General features: G+C 65.8%; 12 protein-coding genes and 1 tRNA gene. 8 read left to right on the top strand and 5 right to left on the bottom strand.

What is annotated here, in order from left to right:
* Positions 1 to 264: 264 nt before the first annotated feature.
* From JOE68_RS13845 to JOE68_RS13835, 3 genes are all read left to right on the top strand, one after another.
* Positions 265 to 825, top strand: a complete 561-nt coding sequence (locus JOE68_RS13845) for a hypothetical protein (protein WP_204842755.1) — start codon at positions 265 to 267, stop codon at positions 823 to 825.
* A complete protein-coding gene (locus JOE68_RS13840; RefSeq protein WP_204842754.1) occupies positions 818 to 3,592 on the top strand; it encodes a tetratricopeptide repeat protein in 2,775 nt (924 codons plus the stop codon). Before JOE68_RS13845 ends, JOE68_RS13840 begins: the two co-directional genes overlap by 8 nt.
* 530 nt (positions 3,593 to 4,122) lie before the next feature.
* A complete protein-coding gene (locus tag JOE68_RS13835) occupies positions 4,123 to 4,770 on the top strand; it encodes an HAD family hydrolase (protein WP_204842753.1) in 648 nt (215 codons plus the stop codon).
* Between the two features lie 12 nt (positions 4,771 to 4,782).
* On the opposite strand, the gene JOE68_RS13830 is transcribed toward JOE68_RS13835, so the two are convergent.
* Positions 4,783 to 6,219, bottom strand: a complete 1,437-nt coding sequence (locus JOE68_RS13830; protein WP_204842752.1) for a helix-turn-helix domain-containing protein — start codon at positions 6,217 to 6,219, stop codon at positions 4,783 to 4,785.
* A 172-nt stretch (positions 6,220 to 6,391) separates the two neighbouring features.
* Between JOE68_RS13830 and JOE68_RS13825 the strand changes: the two genes are divergently transcribed.
* Entirely contained in the window at positions 6,392 to 6,616 is a 225-nt protein-coding gene (locus tag JOE68_RS13825) for a hypothetical protein (protein ID WP_204842751.1), read from the top strand.
* Positions 6,617 to 6,628: 12 nt separating this feature from the next.
* On the opposite strand, the gene JOE68_RS13820 is transcribed toward JOE68_RS13825, so the two are convergent.
* The gene (locus JOE68_RS13820) at positions 6,629 to 7,027 is read right to left on the bottom strand and encodes a GntR family transcriptional regulator (protein WP_204842750.1); all 399 of its coding nucleotides are present in this window, start codon (positions 7,025 to 7,027) and stop codon (positions 6,629 to 6,631) included.
* 273 nt (positions 7,028 to 7,300) lie between these two features.
* Here JOE68_RS13820 and JOE68_RS13815 point away from each other — a divergent pair, with 273 nt between their 5' ends.
* From JOE68_RS13815 to JOE68_RS13805, 3 genes are read left to right on the top strand one after another with little or no spacing between them, the layout of a single operon-like run.
* Positions 7,301 to 8,647: a replication initiator gene (locus tag JOE68_RS13815; protein ID WP_204842749.1), complete on the top strand. Its 1,347-nt coding sequence runs from the start codon at positions 7,301 to 7,303 to the stop codon at positions 8,645 to 8,647.
* Between the two features lie 38 nt (positions 8,648 to 8,685).
* Positions 8,686 to 8,838: an excisionase family DNA-binding protein gene (locus tag JOE68_RS13810; RefSeq protein ID WP_307819675.1), complete on the top strand. Its 153-nt coding sequence runs from the start codon at positions 8,686 to 8,688 to the stop codon at positions 8,836 to 8,838.
* Between the two features lies 1 nt (position 8,839).
* A complete protein-coding gene (locus JOE68_RS13805) occupies positions 8,840 to 10,072 on the top strand; it encodes a tyrosine-type recombinase/integrase (protein WP_204842747.1) in 1,233 nt (410 codons plus the stop codon).
* 72 nt (positions 10,073 to 10,144) lie between these two features.
* Here the strand turns inward: JOE68_RS13805 and JOE68_RS13800 are convergent.
* Both JOE68_RS13800 and JOE68_RS13795 read right to left on the bottom strand, forming a co-directional pair.
* Positions 10,145 to 10,218: transfer RNA gene (locus JOE68_RS13800), tRNA-Pro, on the bottom strand.
* A 24-nt stretch (positions 10,219 to 10,242) separates the two neighbouring features.
* Positions 10,243 to 11,202, bottom strand: a complete 960-nt coding sequence (locus JOE68_RS13795; RefSeq protein WP_204842746.1) for a metallophosphoesterase — start codon at positions 11,200 to 11,202, stop codon at positions 10,243 to 10,245.
* 64 nt (positions 11,203 to 11,266) lie between these two features.
* Here JOE68_RS13795 and JOE68_RS13790 point away from each other — a divergent pair, with 64 nt between their 5' ends.
* Positions 11,267 to 11,734 carry a GatB/YqeY domain-containing protein gene (locus tag JOE68_RS13790; RefSeq protein WP_204842745.1) on the top strand — a complete coding sequence of 156 codons (468 nt, stop codon included), beginning with the start codon at positions 11,267 to 11,269 and terminating at the stop codon, positions 11,732 to 11,734.
* Between the two features lie 57 nt (positions 11,735 to 11,791).
* Here JOE68_RS13790 and JOE68_RS13785 read toward each other — a convergent pair whose 3' ends face one another.
* Positions 11,792 to 14,266, bottom strand: a complete 2,475-nt coding sequence (locus JOE68_RS13785; protein ID WP_204842744.1) for a transglycosylase domain-containing protein — start codon at positions 14,264 to 14,266, stop codon at positions 11,792 to 11,794.
* Between the last annotated feature and the right edge of the window lie 33 nt (positions 14,267 to 14,299).

Raw genomic sequence — 14,299 nt, 5'->3', positions numbered from 1 at the left:
GCCTGCACAGCTTCAGGTTCGACCACTGCAAGGATGATCAAGATCAATAGCAGTGTCAAGACCGTAATTGCCTTCTTCACGGGCCCTCCAGGTACGCCGGTGCGTCTCTGGAAAAATGGTCTGACCTGCGGTGATGTCAAAGTCTAACCATGTCGGGCCGTGGCCAAGGTTGACCCGAACTGTCGTGGGCTGCCATGAGGCGGTAGTATCTTATGACGCAACTTGACACTTATTGACACCCAAGCCGGGGAGTAAGCCTTGGCCGTGGACCTGCCCGATGAGGGAGACTTGCCTCCTGGGGGTCAACGAGACTTAACGGTTGCGATTCACGTGTTGTACGCGAATGCTGGTATGCCAGGAACTCGCACTATCAGTAACGCGATTAGGGCAAGGGATGATCTGCCCGACACCGTCAGCCATGAAGCGGTACGCGGAATTCTTGTTGGTAAAAAAGCCCGATGGTCGAAAGTGGCGAGTGTGGCACTTCAATTGCTGCACTGGTCGGCAATTCAGGTCGACCCGGATGGGAGCTTTGCAGGTATTCATCGACTTTGGATTGCAGCAAATGGACGGACCGTGAGCGGAAGTCCTCACGTCGTCGTGCCGCATGTCGAACAGTTTACTTCTCGGCGGAATGGCTCATCTGTCGAGATTGCCGCATTTAGTGACAATAGTTCTCAAGCGAGCAGCGGCAGCTTTGACATGCAGTCCGACTCGAGCGAGTCCAAACTGTTTATTCGCTGGCAATCAAAAGTGGGTTTTATAGATGTGTATGACCGTGAGATAGCAAAGCGTATCGTCAAGGGTGGAGGATCCGATGAGTGAACCCACTAAGGCGAAAAATGTTCAAGAATCGGTAAGTCCCCTCACTGGCGACCTGCACTCTGCGTCAGCTGGCGAAACCAGCCGGCTAAATGCTTCAATTCGCACTGGTGAAGACGTACTTGCACGGCCTATTGGTGTGGACAGCGGGACACGTATTCGACTTTTGGCGGACCTCGGGGACGCCCTGCGCGGCAGATTCTTCCTAAATGGTGTAGTTGAAGATCTCGATAAATCGGTGAAGTATTATCGACAGGCTCTTGCGGAAGTGTCCGAAGGCGACACTAATATGCGCGCCGAGTTGCTCGACGGGCAAAGTCGGGCACTTTCAAGCTTGGGTCGGCGTGGAGATGCCTACACCTCGATGCGGGAGGCGGTAATAATCCGCCGTCAGCTCGCCTTGCAAAATCCTGATTCGGAAACTCATGGCCTCGCCATAAGTCTAAATAATTTCGCCTTTGCGTCGTTGGAGATAGGACGGGTTGAGGAAGCGCTCGCCGCAATGACGGAGGCTAATTCGATTTATCTACAACTTTCGGAGAGTGACCCTAGTCAACATCTGCAAAACCTTGCGATGTCATTCAGCAACTTGGCTGCGTTGTTGCATCAATCAGGTCGCAGGGTTGACGCTCTGGCGGCTGCGGAGCGCGCTGTTGATCTTTACTATGGTTTGATCGAAAAGAATCAAGGGAAACTACTTCCGGACCTGGCGGGCGCATCAAACAACTTTGCCACCCTTTTGGCGGAGTTGGGTCGGCGGGAGGAGTCATTGGGTCCCGCGCAGCACGCCGTCGACATCTACTCCGACCTGGCGCAGGCTAACCCTGACGCTTACCTTCCCGACCTTGCGATGTCGTTGAATAACCTCGCTGTTCGGTTGGCGGAGTTGGGTCGGCGGGAGGAGTCATTGGGTCCCGCGCAGCACGCCGTCGACATCTACTCCGACCTGGCGCAGGCTAACCCTGACGCTTACCTTCCCGACCTTGCGATGTCGTTGAATAACCTCGCTGTTCGGTTGGCGGAGTTGGGTCGGCGGGAGGAGTCATTGGGTCCCGCGCAGTATGCCGTCGATATCCGAGAAGGTCTGGCGCGGGCCAACCCTGACGCTTACCTTCCCGACCTTGCGATGTCGTTGAATAACCTCGCTGTTCGGTTGGCGGAGTTGGGTCGGCGGGAGGAGTCATTGGGTCCCGCGCAGTATGCCGTCGATATCCGAGAAGGTCTGGCGCGGGCCAACCCTGACGCTTACCTTCCCGACCTTGCGATGTCGTTGAATAACCTCGCTGTTCGGTTGGCGGAGTTGGGTCGGCGGGAGGAGTCATTGGGTCCCGCGCAGCACGCCGTCGACATCTACTCCGACCTGGCGCAGGCTAACCCTGACGCTTACCTTCCCAACCTTGCGATGTCGTTGAATAACCTCGCTGTTCGGTTGGCGGAGTTGGGTCGGCGGGAGGAATCGCTGGGCATCGCGCGACATGTCGTCGAAATTTATGAGGGGCTGGCTGAGGTTAACTCGGCTGCCTATCTGCCTAATCTTGCGATGTCGTTGAATAACCTCGCTGTTCGGTTGGCGGAGTTGGGTCGGCGGGAGGAATCGCTGGGCATCGCGCGACATGTCGTCGAAATTTATGAGGGGCTGGCTGAGGTTAACTCGGCTGCCTATCTGCCTAATCTTGCGATGTCGTTGAATAACCTCGCTGTTCGGTTGGCGGAGTTGGGTCGGCGGGAGGAATCGCTGGGCATCGCGCGACATGTCGTCGAAATTTATGAGGGGCTGGCTGAGGTTAACTCGGCTGCCTATCTGCCTAATCTTGCGATGTCGTTGAATAACCTCGCTGTTCGGTTGGCGGAGTTGGGTCGGCGGGAGGAATCGCTGGGCATCGCGCGACATGTCGTCGACATCTACTCTGATCTGGCGGAGGTTAACCCTGGTGCGTACCTGTCCGACCTTGCCACGTCCCTGAACAACTTTGCCAACCGGTTGACAGATGTGGGTCGGCGTGAGCAGGCATTGGGACCGGCGCAGCGATCCGTCGACATCCGGGAGGGCTTGGCGGAGGTTAACCCTGGTGCCTACCTGTCCGACCTTGCCACGTCCCTGAACAACTTTGCCAACCGGTTGGCTGAGGTGGGACAGCCGCAACAGGCGCTGGAACCAGCGCAGCGATCCGTCGACATCTGGGAACGCCTGGCGGAGGTCAACCCCGATGCCTACCTGCCCGACCTCGCCCTGTCCCTGAACAACTTTGCCAACCGGTTGGCTGAGGTGGGACAGCCGCAACAGGCGCTGGAACCAGCGCAGCGATCCGTCGACATCCGGGAGGGCTTGGCGGAGGTCAACCCCGATGCCTACCTGCCCAACCTCGCCCTGTCCCTGAACAACTTTGCCAACCGGTTGGCTGAGGTGGGACAGCCGCAACAGGCGCTGGAACCAGCGCAGCGATCCGTCGACATCTGGGAACGCCTGGCGGAGGTCAACCCCGATGCCTACCTGCCCAACCTCGCCCTGTCCCTGAACAACTTTGCCAACCGGTTGGCTGAGGTGGGACAGCCGCAACAGGCGCTGGAACCAGCGCAGCGATCCGTCGACATCTGGGAACGCCTGGCGGAGGTCAACCCCGATGCCTACCTGCCCAACCTCGCCCTGTCCCTGAACAACCTCGCACTGCTGCTAGACGAACTCGGCAATCCCGATGCACTTCCAACCCGTCAACGTGCGGAGGCGCTGCGCAAACGACTGACAGAGGAACCACCGACCAACGACTCCTGACAGCTCCACGCTGTGCCGCAAGCGGCAGCCCACGCAACTCATAGTCCGAGGGCAAGGCTGTGGGCTGGTCGATGCCGTCAAGGCGTCGAGCAGTCCACAGGTGCGGCAGCCGAGCGCCAAGACCAGCCCGACCAAGCCAACACCTCGGCGCTCGTCCCAGCCCAGTCGCCGGAAGCAGCTCTCTAGCACAAGCACGGCCCGATCACGCAGTTCCCTGTGGGGGCTGCTGGTCGTGGCCTCGGGCTGTTGCGGGCGGGCGCCGGTGCCTCGCGTGTCGCGCCCGTGGGCCGCCAGGCCCACGTTGGCGCGACCGACAACACCGCCGGAGCCCGCCCGCAACAGCCTGAACAAGCACGAACGGCCAGCGGCCCCCGCAGGGGGCCGCCTTGATGGAGAAAAGAAACTCTGAACACCGAGGTCAGGGCTGGATGGAGAAAAGAAACTCTGAACACCGAGGTCAGGGCTGGTGCATGGAGCGCCGAGGCTGAGGCATTGTCGCGTGGTCGGGTCTGATGACGTAGGAGTAAGGCATGGTCTCTGCGGTGGTGTTCGACGTGGGTGAGACGTTGCTGGATGACTCACGGGAGTGGGGTGCGTGGGCCGACTGGATCGGCGTGCCCCGGCACACCTTCTCCACCGTGCTCGGGGCGGTCACTGCTGCGGGGCGGGACAACGCTGAGACGTTCCAGTACTTCCGGCCCGGGTTCGACGTGGCCCACGAGCGGCAGTTGCGAGAGGAAGCCGGACAGGGAGAGTCCATTGAGGACAAGGACCTGTACCCGGATGTACGGAGCGGACTGGCGCGGCTGAAGGATCTGGGGCTGTGGGTTGGTGTCGCGGGGAACCAGACTGCTCGTACGGGCGAGCTGTTGCGTGGGTTGAACCTGCCGGTGGACGGGATCGCCACGTCCGGGGAGTGGGGCGTGGCCAAGCCTGCGCCTGGGTTCTTCGAGCGGGTCGTGAGGATGACGCCTGCGGGTGTCGCTGGGGAAGTGCTCTACGTCGGTGATCATCGGGACAACGACGTGGTCGCGGGGAAGGCGGCCGGGCTGCAGACCGCGCTCATCCGGCGAGGGCCTTGGGGGTACCTGTGGGCGGATGACCCGCTGGTGCGCCGCAATGCTGACTGGGTGATCAACTCCCTGCACGACCTACCGGAACTGCTCGCGGCGGCGTAGGCGTCTGGTGGGTCAGTGAGCGCCGGCCCACACGGCCAGGTCGAGCAAATCCGAACTGAGCGACGGGTGGGTGCGCAGCAACGCCGATAGGGCCTGCCGTACCTGCGGGTGCGTGCGGACGTGCTCGGGGGCCGCTTGGCGGGCAACCTGGAGGCACGCATGGGCTTCTTCGTGGTGTCCGAGGTCGAGCTGGGCACGGGCCAGGTCGATGTAGTAGTGCGAGCGGCGTTCGGCTGGGAGCTGGTGTGGCGGTTGCCAGGTAGCCGCTCGTTGGATACCGGCAGGGTCGCGGAGTTCGGCGGCCACGGCTAGTTCGTGGATGCGCAGCGAGGCCGGACCGAACGCGGTGCCGTGGTAGACGCCTTCAGGTGTGGCGTGGACGGCGTATCGGGCGGTGAGCAGGTGGTCGGCGGCTATGTCGGCCTTGCCCGCTCGGGCGGCGACCACTGCGGCGCGCATGTGGAGTGATCCGAACGCCGCTGCGGTCGTGGCCTGCTTCAGGGCTCGGGTGGGGACCTGGTCCGCGGCTTGGTCCAGCGTGCGGGCGGCTGTGTGGAGGTCGCCGCTGGCGAAGAACGTTTCGGTGCGGACGTAGGACACCGCCGCTGGCAGCAGTGGGTCGTCGGACTCCTCGGCGGTCCTGTGCATGAAGTCGATGAGGCGGGCTGACAGGTCGAAGTAACGGTACTTGTAGGCCACGCCGTCCGCGGCGCGCAGGGCCAGCGTGAGCAGGGTGGCGGCCTGGCGGCGTTCGCTGGCGGTAAGGAGTTGGCGGGCTCGGGCCAGTTCGCCGAGCAGGTCGGGTAGGTGGCGCACCAGGTCGCCGTAGCGGGCTTCCAGGCGGTGCTCGGTCATCCTGGCCACGTCGGCGCGCAGGTCGGACAGGCTTCGCGTGGGGCCATCCTCGGGGAGGTCGAGGATGTCGAGCGAACGCCGTAGGCGCGGAATGCCCACGTGGACGATGTCCAGCTCGTGTGCTGGTTGGGGCGAGCCTTGGTCGACCGGCGCCCATGCTTGAGGAGGGACGTAGGCGGGGGTCGGTGTGCCACGTTGCGTCTGGCCATTGCGAGCCTCGCGAACGCCGCCGTTGAACCAACGCAGGTGGTGCGGCACGTTGAGCGCGTCGCACCAGCGTTCGAGGCGTTCGAGGTCGGTTACCGGGCGGCGGGTCCGTTCGATCTCGCTCACGCGGCCCTGTGTGAGGTCGAGCCAGGTGGCGAGGGTCGTCTGGGAGACGGCGGGGTTCTGGGCCTGGCGGTATGCGCGGAAGAGCTGGCCGATGCTGCGGGACTCGAACGCTTCCCGGAGGGTGTCGCGGTTCCAGAACTCCGGCGGCAGCTTGGGGGCGCTGACCTTGGAGACGGCAGCACAGGGACCGCACTGCGCGCCCTGGTTGTCGCCGGCCAACCAGGTGTCACACGTGCGACAGCGCCGTTTGGACGTGCTCACTTCCTGTCCACCCCCTGTTGCTTGGACTACTTCGGAGTGTAACTCGCCGGTTACAGCGCTCACCTGCGGTTAGTGGTGCGTCCGATGGTCGAGCGGTGATCTGTATGGAGTCGGCCTTCGTTGGGTGCGAGCCTGGTCGAGTCAGGTCCTGATGGGCGCGAGGGTGGGGACGATGGGGCTGTATGTGCTCTTCCACCCGGAGGCGGACGCGGACGTGGAAGTGGTGGACCGTCCGCTTGGACACCCGTCGCTGGTGGTCTCATCCGGCGACGCGCGCGTGACCGTGCAGATCGCCGGACACGAGGACGGGGCGAAACTGGCGGCTCGGTTCGCACGGCAGTTGGCCGCGGCGGCAGCGGAGTTCGCTGAGCGGTGTGAGCCGTTGACGGAGTCGTGATCGGGGACGACGTCAGCTATCGGTTACCTTCGGGTCAGGGTCCTTCGCGGTGGAGCCGAAGAGTTCGGCCTCGACGGCGGACACTCGCCGGCCAAGGTCGTCCAGGGCGCTGTTGATGCGCTCGAACAACTTCCGAAGCTCCTGCGGTGAGGGGGCATCCTCTTCCGCTGGGGCATCGGGCTTCCTGACGATGATCGTCCCCTCGCCCTGGCGGGAGATCACCAAACCTTCACCGCGCAGCACGTCGAGGGCCTTCTGAAGCGTCATCAGGGCGCGGCCATACCTGGTCTGCAACTCGGCGAGCGAAGGGAGCTTGTCCCCGACTTGGACTTCGCCGGATGCGATGTGACGGCGCAGGTCATCGGCGATCTGCTGGTAGGCGGGTCTGGGGTCCGTCGTGTCTAGCGCCATGACTGAACTGTAGTGGCAAAGCTAGTACTACTGATACTCACTCGTTTGGTCTAGTTGTACCTCTAGCTCTACTAGTTATACTGATAGGGTTAGAAGGGCGTCCCTTCGGGTCTGTCACCTCGTCGGCCCGTGGGTGATTGATCTTTGTTAACTCCACAGTGGACACGATGCCTTGTCCTGAAATTTTCCTTGACACGTCTGGGTTTCTGAGCGCGGTCATGGCCGGAGAAGCCGATTGGCCCGATGCCCGCGCCACTACTGGAGGGGGACAACTTGGTTCTGACACTCGAACAACGCATCACCGGCAAGGTCCGTCGTGCGGACTACCAGGACTGGCGCGACAAGGTCACCGCTACAGGCGGCTGTGCCGCGCCGATCCACCTGCGCGGGAGCTGGCAACTCCGCACCTGCGACGGCACAAGCGTCCTGGCCCACTTCGGCGGGGACGTGTTGGCGCCTTGCGGCAACCGGCGGGCCTCGGTGTGCCCGGCCTGCTCGGACCGGTACGCGGCCGATGCTTTCCACCTCATGCGCGCTGGACTGGCCGGCGGCAGCAAGGGCGTAACGCCCGCGGTCGCCGAGAAACCGCGGGTGTTCGCGACCTTGACCGCTCCATCGTTCGGTGCGGTCCACAACCGGCCTACCGCCCGATCCGGCAAGGCGCGGCCGTGCACCGGTTGCGGCGGGTTCCACCACGTTGACGATCCACGACTCGGGAGCGCGGTCGACGCAGAGGGTTACGACTACGAAGCCGCGGTGCTCTGGCAGGCGCACGCGGGCAAGCTGTGGCACCGGTTCACCATCGCCCTGCGGCGTGTGATCGCCCGCAGCGCGGGGCTGACGGTGAGCGAGTTCAAGGACCACGCGCGGGTCTCGTACGCCAAGGTCGCCGAGTACCAGCGACGCGGCCTGGTGCACTTCCACGCCGTCGTCCGTCTCGACGGACCCGAAGGATCGGCCGATCCCGCACCGGCCTGGGCGACCGTCGAGTTGGTGGACCAGGCGGTGCGGGTCGCAGCGCGGTCGGTGCTGGTCCGGTCGTTCCGCCCGGATGGGACCGTGCTGGACCTGGTCTGGGGCGAACAGGTCGACGTACGCCCCATCCGTGCGGGGATTGCCGGAGAAGTGGAAGACCTGGGTGGCGCGGTCAGCGATACCCGGCTGGCCGCGTATGTGGCCAAGTACGCCACGAAGGGCACCGGGGCGCGGGACACCCCCGACCGGCCGATCCGGTCGCAGCTCGACATCGACCACCTGCGGGTCCCGGCTCACCACCGACGCATGATCCAAACCGCGTGGAACCTTGGTGAACTGGGCTTCTACGCCGATCTGAACCTGCGCAAGTGGGCGCACATGCTCGGCTTCCGGGGTCACTTCCTGACCAAGTCCAAGCACTACAGCACCACGTTCAAGCGCATCCGGGACGACCGGCGGGCCTTCCGCGCGGCCGAAGTCCTCGAACGCCTCGACCTCCAGGCCGAGGACGTGATCGTCGTCAACGACTGGGCCTACTCGGGGTCGGGCCACGCCAACGACGCGGAACGTGAACTAGCGGCCGGAATTGCCGAACGGCTCCGTTCACAACGTCAGCGAAAGTACACGGAGGAGGTAACAATATGACTGTGCCTATAACACCCAAGTGGCACACGGTCGCCGAAGTGGCGAAGATGCTCGGTTACGGCCTGTCCAAAACCAAGATGCTCGTTGCCTCCGGTGAGATCCGATCAATCAAGGACGGCGGGAACCGTCGCATTCTGCCGGAGTGGGTGGACGCCTACGTGAAGCGGCGAGTTGAGGGAGAGGCGGCCTGATATGGGCGGGAAATCGCGTGAGAACGGCGAAGGGTCCATCTATCCCTACAAGAACGGCTATGCCGCGTACGCCTGGGTCGTGACGCCCGAGGGCAAGAGGACTCGGAAGTACGTCTACGGGAAGACGAGGGACGATGTCCATGCCAAGTGGGTCAAGCTCATGGGCGTCGCGGCAAACGGGCCGGTGGCGACGAAGACGCCCAAGCTGGGGCCGTTCCTGCTCCGCTGGCTCGCTGACGTGGTCAAGCCGAACTCGGCTCCACTCACGTACGCGACGAACGAGACGTTCATCCGGCTGCACATCCTGCCGCATCTGGGAGAAGTGACCCTTCCCAAGCTGACGGTGGTGAAAGCGCAACAGTGGATGAACAAGATAGCCGTTACGTGCCAGTGTTGCGCACAGGGTAAAGATGCGGCTCGGGATAAGAGGAAGCAGCGTTGTTGCGCGGTGGGGGAGTGCTGTGGGCAGTTGCTCAGTATGCGGACACTGTCCGACATCCGGGGGTGCCTGCGCAACGCGCTTTCCCAGGCCATGCGGGAAGAGCTGGTCGGTCGAAACGTTGCCTCATTGATAAAGATCCCGAAACTGGAGAAACGGGGACGTGGGCGCAAGCGGCAGCGGTGGACGAATGAACAGGCGAAGGCGTTCCTCGCCTCGGCGAAGGCGGACGATGATCCGCTCTACGCTGCCTACGTCCTGGTCGTGCTGATGGCCATGCGCAAGGGAGAGGCGCTGGGCGTGCCGGTGGGCGCCCCCGACTTCGAGCTGGGACAGCTCGACATCAACAGGCAGCTCCAACGCGTCGGCAGGAGGCTCCTGCACCGCGAGACGAAGACCGAGGCATCCGACGACACCCTTCCGCTGCCCTCGATGGCCGTGGACGCGCTCAGGGCGCGCAAGGAACGGCGCAAGCGCGACAGGTCGCGAGCCGGTGAGGTGTGGCAGGAGACCGGCCTGTTGTTCGGGACTCGGTTCGGCGGCCCGATCGAGCCGCGGAACTTCAACCGGGCTTGGGACGCCCGGTGTCGGAAGGCCGGCGTGCCGAAGATCACCGTGCACGACGGTCGGCGGAGCTGCGGGTCGTTGCTCGTCGAGCTGGACGTGCACCCTCGGGTGATCATGAAGATCCTGAGGCACGCCCAGATGGACGTGACGATGGAGATCTACACCCAGGTGTCGACAGACGTCGCCCGCCAGGCGCTGCAGAAGCTCAACGACAGTCTGGCCGGCTAGCTGCTGTACTTCGCTGCTGTACAGACGACTCAGGGCCTGCCCGAAACCTTCTCGGACAGGCCCTGACCTGTGTCGGGGTGACAGGATTTGAACCTGCGACCTCTTCGTCCCGAACGAAGCGCGCTACCAAACTGCGCCACACCCCGTCTTGCGGTGGAACGAGGAGAACTCTACCTGACGTTCCCGCCCACTCCGAACCGGGTGCCCCTTTCCGCGTCCGAAGCGCCCTGACCTGCGTCGACGGGCCGCGGCACGAGGGTGAGCAGGCTCGCCTCCGGCGGGCACGCGAAGCGGACCGGCGCGTAGGGCGAGGTGCCCAGGCCGGCGGAGACGTTCAGCCACGTGTGCGACCCCCAGCGGGACACCCCGCGGGCGCGGGAGCGGTCCAGGTCGCAGTTCGTCACCAGGGCGCCGTAGCCGGGCACGCGGAGCTGGCCGCCGTGGGTGTGGCCGGCCAGGACGAGGTCGTAGCCGTCGGCCGCGAACGGGTCCAGGACGCGGGGTTCCGGGGAGTGCGTGACGCCCAACCGCAGGGCCGCCGACGGCACCGGGCCCGCGATGTCCTCGTAGCGGTCGCGCTTGAGGTGCGGGTCGTCCAGGCCGGCCGCGAAGACCTCCTGGCCCGCCACCGTGAACGCCCGGCGCACGTGGGTCAGGTCGAGCCACCCGCGCTCGACCATCGCCGCCCGCAGGTCCCGCCACGGCAGCGGGATGCCGTGGATGCGCTTGGTCTTCGCCGACGGCAGCAGGTAGCGGGCCGGGTTCTTCGGCCGGGGCGCGTAGTAGTCGTTGCTGCCGAACACGAACACGCCCGGCCGGTCCAGCAGGGGCCCCAGTGCCCGGACCACCGCGGGCACGGCCTGCTTGTGCGCGAGGTTGTCGCCGGTGTTCACGACGAGGTCCGGTTCCAGCTCGTCCAGCGCCGCGACCCACCGCTGCTTGGACTTCTGCCCGGGCAGCATGTGCAGGTCCGAGACGTGCAGCACGCGCAGCGGCGCGGAACCGGGCGCGAGCACCGGCACGGTGGCCTGGCGCAGCGTCCAGTGCCTGCGCTCGACGCCCGCCGCGTAGGCGAGCGCGGCCGTGCCGAGGGCGGTGGTGGCGAGCAGGGTGCGGCCGAACGTGTTCACGCACCCGAGGGTAGGGGGTTGACCGATTCGGGGCTCAGCGCGGTGCCCGGTAACGTTCGCCCTCATGGCGGAGCTGAAGGCGCGGTTGCAGGCGGACCTGACGGCGGCGATCAAGGGCCGGGAGACGGTCCGGGCGGGCGCGCTGCGCATGGCGCTGGCCGCGATCACCACGGAGGAGGTCTCCGGCAAGGCCGCGCGGGAGCTGACCGACGACGAGGTGCTGAAGGTGATCACCCGCGAGGTGAAGAAGCGCCGCGAGGCGGCCGAGGCGTTCGCGGGCGCCGGCCGCGCCGAGCAGGCCGAGCTGGAGCGGGCCGAGTCCGCGGTGCTGGAGGCTTACCTGCCCGCCCAGCTCGACGACGCCGGGCTCGCCGAGCTGGTGGCCGCGGCGGTCGCCGAGGTCGCGCAGCAGCTGGGCGAGCAGCCCGGCCAGCGGCAGATGGGCCAGGTCATGAAGATCGTCAACGCGCGGGTGGCCGGTCGCGCCGAGGGCGGCCGGGTCGCGGCGGCGGTCAAGGCGAAGCTGGCCTGAACCGCCCCGGCGGAACCGGCCCGGACCGCCCGGCAGCCGGCCCGGCCCCGGGCGGGCTCAGCGGTCCGTCGGCAGGACGGGGATCGTCACCCTGGGCGGGTCGGTGGGCCGGCCGGGCTCCGGCTGCTCACCGGGCTGCTCGGGCTCGCTGGGCAGGCCGGGCGGCGGCGCGGTCGTCGTGTCGGCCGGCTGCGGCGGCGGGACGTAGCCCGTCGAGACCATCAGCGTCACGATGGTGCCGTGCAGGGCGCTGCCGCGCGGCGTCTGGCTGACCACGGTCCCCTTCGGCTTCCCCGAGTTGCGGTTCGACGTGGTGACCCGGTAGCCGGCCTCCTCCAGGACGTGCGTGGCCTCGCCGACGTCCTTGCCGACGACCTCCGGGACCTGGATCTCCTCGCCGCCGCGGAGGTAGCGCTCGTCCACCGGCGGCAGGTCGCGGACGGGCAGCCCCTCGTGGACCTTCACCATGGTGTCGAACCAGGTCTTCGCGGGCACGGTGCCGCCGTAGATGTCACCCTCGCCGCACAGCCGCGGCGCGCCGGTCTTCACGCAGATGCCGCGCGGGGTCGTCCCGTCGTTGAAGGTCTGCACCGACGCCGCGTAGTCCATGGTGGCCCCGATGAACGCCGCCGACTTGTACTCCTCGGTGGTGCCCGTCTTGCCGATCATCGGCCGCTCCCACTTGAACTCCTTCGCCGCCGCCGCCGCGGTGCCGCGCTCCTCGTCGTCCTTGCTCATGCCGACGGCCAGGCCGTTGGCGAGCCCCTCGGCCACGACCTGCTCGCACGGCGCCTCGTTGACCGGCACCACCTGCCCGCTGCGGTCGCGCACCTCCGCGACCGGCGACGGCGGGCACCAGACGCCGCCGCTGACGATGGTCGCCGCGACGTTGGCCAGCTCCAGCGTGCTGACCGGCGCGGGGCTCAGGGTGAACGAGGCGTTGCCGCCGTTGGCCTTGTAGTACTCGGTCTGCGACATGCGCAGGTTCTTGTCCTTCGCCTTCGGGTCCGGGCGGACGCCGGCGATGTTGGTCGCCATCGTCTCCCGCATCCCCAGCCGCGACGCCATGTCCACCACCGGGTCCATGCCCAGCTGCTCCTCCAGGATCACGAACCCGGTGTTGGGCGAGGTCTGCAGCGCCGTCTGCAGCGACATCTGCGGCGGGTAGGTGTCGTCGTGGTTGCCCAGGCAGTACCACCGGGTGCCCTGCTCGCCGGTCGACCCGCACCGCGCGCCGCCGCCCTTGAACACCCGCGACTCGTAGAAGTTGGGCGTGGCGATCGTGTTCTCGATGCCCATCCCCTTCTCCAGCGCCGCAGCGGCCGTGAACACCTTGTAGATGCTGCCCGCGCCGAACTTGTTCTCCACACCGGACGGCAGGTCGTAGGTGGTCTGGAACTCGTCGGCCTTCAGGCCGTAGTCCCGGTTGGCCACCAGCGCCACGACCTCGTGCCGCTCCTTGCCCGGCCGGACGACCGCCATCGTGTTCGCGATGCCGTCGGTGGTCTTGGCGACCTGCGCCTCGGCGGACTCCTTGGCCTTGCGGGTGATGTCGCGGTCCAACGTGGTCCGGACGGTGTAGCCGCCGTTCTTCAGCTGCTCCAGGCTGAACCCGTTGCGCTCCAGGTAGGTCACGGCGTACGAGCAGAAGAAGCCGTGCTCCGGGCCCGCGCCGACGCAGCCGTTGGGCGGGGTGCGCACCGGGTCCGCGAGGCCGAGCGGCTCCTTCTTGGCGGCCTCGGCGGCGTCGCGGGACAGCTTGTCGTTCTCGACCATCTTGTCGATCACCTGGTTGCGGCGCTCCAGCGCCTTCTCCGGGAACGCCTCCGGGTTGAGCGACGACGGGCTGTTGACCATGCCCGCGAGCATCGCCGCCTGCGGCACGGTCAGCGCTTCCGGCGTGGTGTTGAAGTACGCCTGGGACGCCGCCGAGATGCCGTAGATCGTCGAGCCGAACGGCACCACGTTGAGGTAGCGGGCGAGGATCTCCTCCTTGCCGAGTTTGCGTTCCAGTTGCAGGGAGATGCGCGCTTCCCGTGCTTTGCGAGCGATTGTCTGCTCTTGCGCCTTCTGCTGCTCGACCCGGTTATTCCGCGCGACGACGTGTACGAGGTAGTTCTTCACGTATTGCTGCGTGAGCGTGGAGGCACCCTGCGTGACCGAGCCGCCCAACTGGTTGGTCAGCCCGGCGCGGATCGTGCCGCGCCAGTCCACGCCCTGGTGCTCGTAGAAGCGCCGGTCCTCGACGGAGATCAGCGCCGCCTTCATCGCCGGGGAGATCTTCTCGGGCGGGACCAGCACCCGGTACTGGTCGTACAGGTACGCGATCGGCGCGCCGTCCTTGTCCGTGATCGTGGTGATCAACGGGGGGTCGGTCGTCACCAGGTCCGCCGAGATGCTGTCCACGGTGTCGCTGGCGCGGTTGGAGACCAGCCCCAGCGAGCCGGCGACAGGGAACATCATGCCTGCCAGCAACACGCCGGCTAGCAGACACAGGCCGAGCAGTTTCAGCACGCCGTTCCTGGCTCGCATGACAGGTCAGCGTACGCCGCCTCTGACCAGGTC

Source organism: Saccharothrix algeriensis (assembly GCF_016907655.1).
In the GTDB taxonomy this organism is placed as follows: Bacteria; Actinomycetota; Actinomycetes; order Mycobacteriales; family Pseudonocardiaceae; genus Actinosynnema; species Actinosynnema algeriense.
The sequence above is the reverse complement of the archived record's forward strand: the minus strand, read 5'-3'. Positions and strand labels throughout refer to the sequence as shown.

Excerpts from the sequence above, each read along its gene's own strand:
- JOE68_RS13840 (WP_204842754.1), top strand. The coding sequence starts at position 818 with ATGAGTGAACCCACTAAGGCGAAAAATGTTCAAGAATCGGTAAGTCCC.
- JOE68_RS13835 (WP_204842753.1), top strand. The coding sequence starts at position 4,123 with ATGGTCTCTGCGGTGGTGTTCGACGTGGGTGAGACGTTGCTGGATGAC.
- JOE68_RS13825 (WP_204842751.1), top strand. The coding sequence starts at position 6,392 with ATGGGGCTGTATGTGCTCTTCCACCCGGAGGCGGACGCGGACGTGGAA.
- JOE68_RS13820 (WP_204842750.1), bottom strand. The coding sequence starts at position 7,027 with ATGGCGCTAGACACGACGGACCCCAGACCCGCCTACCAGCAGATCGCC.
- JOE68_RS13805 (WP_204842747.1), top strand. The coding sequence starts at position 8,840 with ATGGGCGGGAAATCGCGTGAGAACGGCGAAGGGTCCATCTATCCCTAC.
- JOE68_RS13790 (WP_204842745.1), top strand. The coding sequence starts at position 11,267 with ATGGCGGAGCTGAAGGCGCGGTTGCAGGCGGACCTGACGGCGGCGATC.
- JOE68_RS13785 (WP_204842744.1), bottom strand. The coding sequence starts at position 14,266 with ATGCGAGCCAGGAACGGCGTGCTGAAACTGCTCGGCCTGTGTCTGCTA.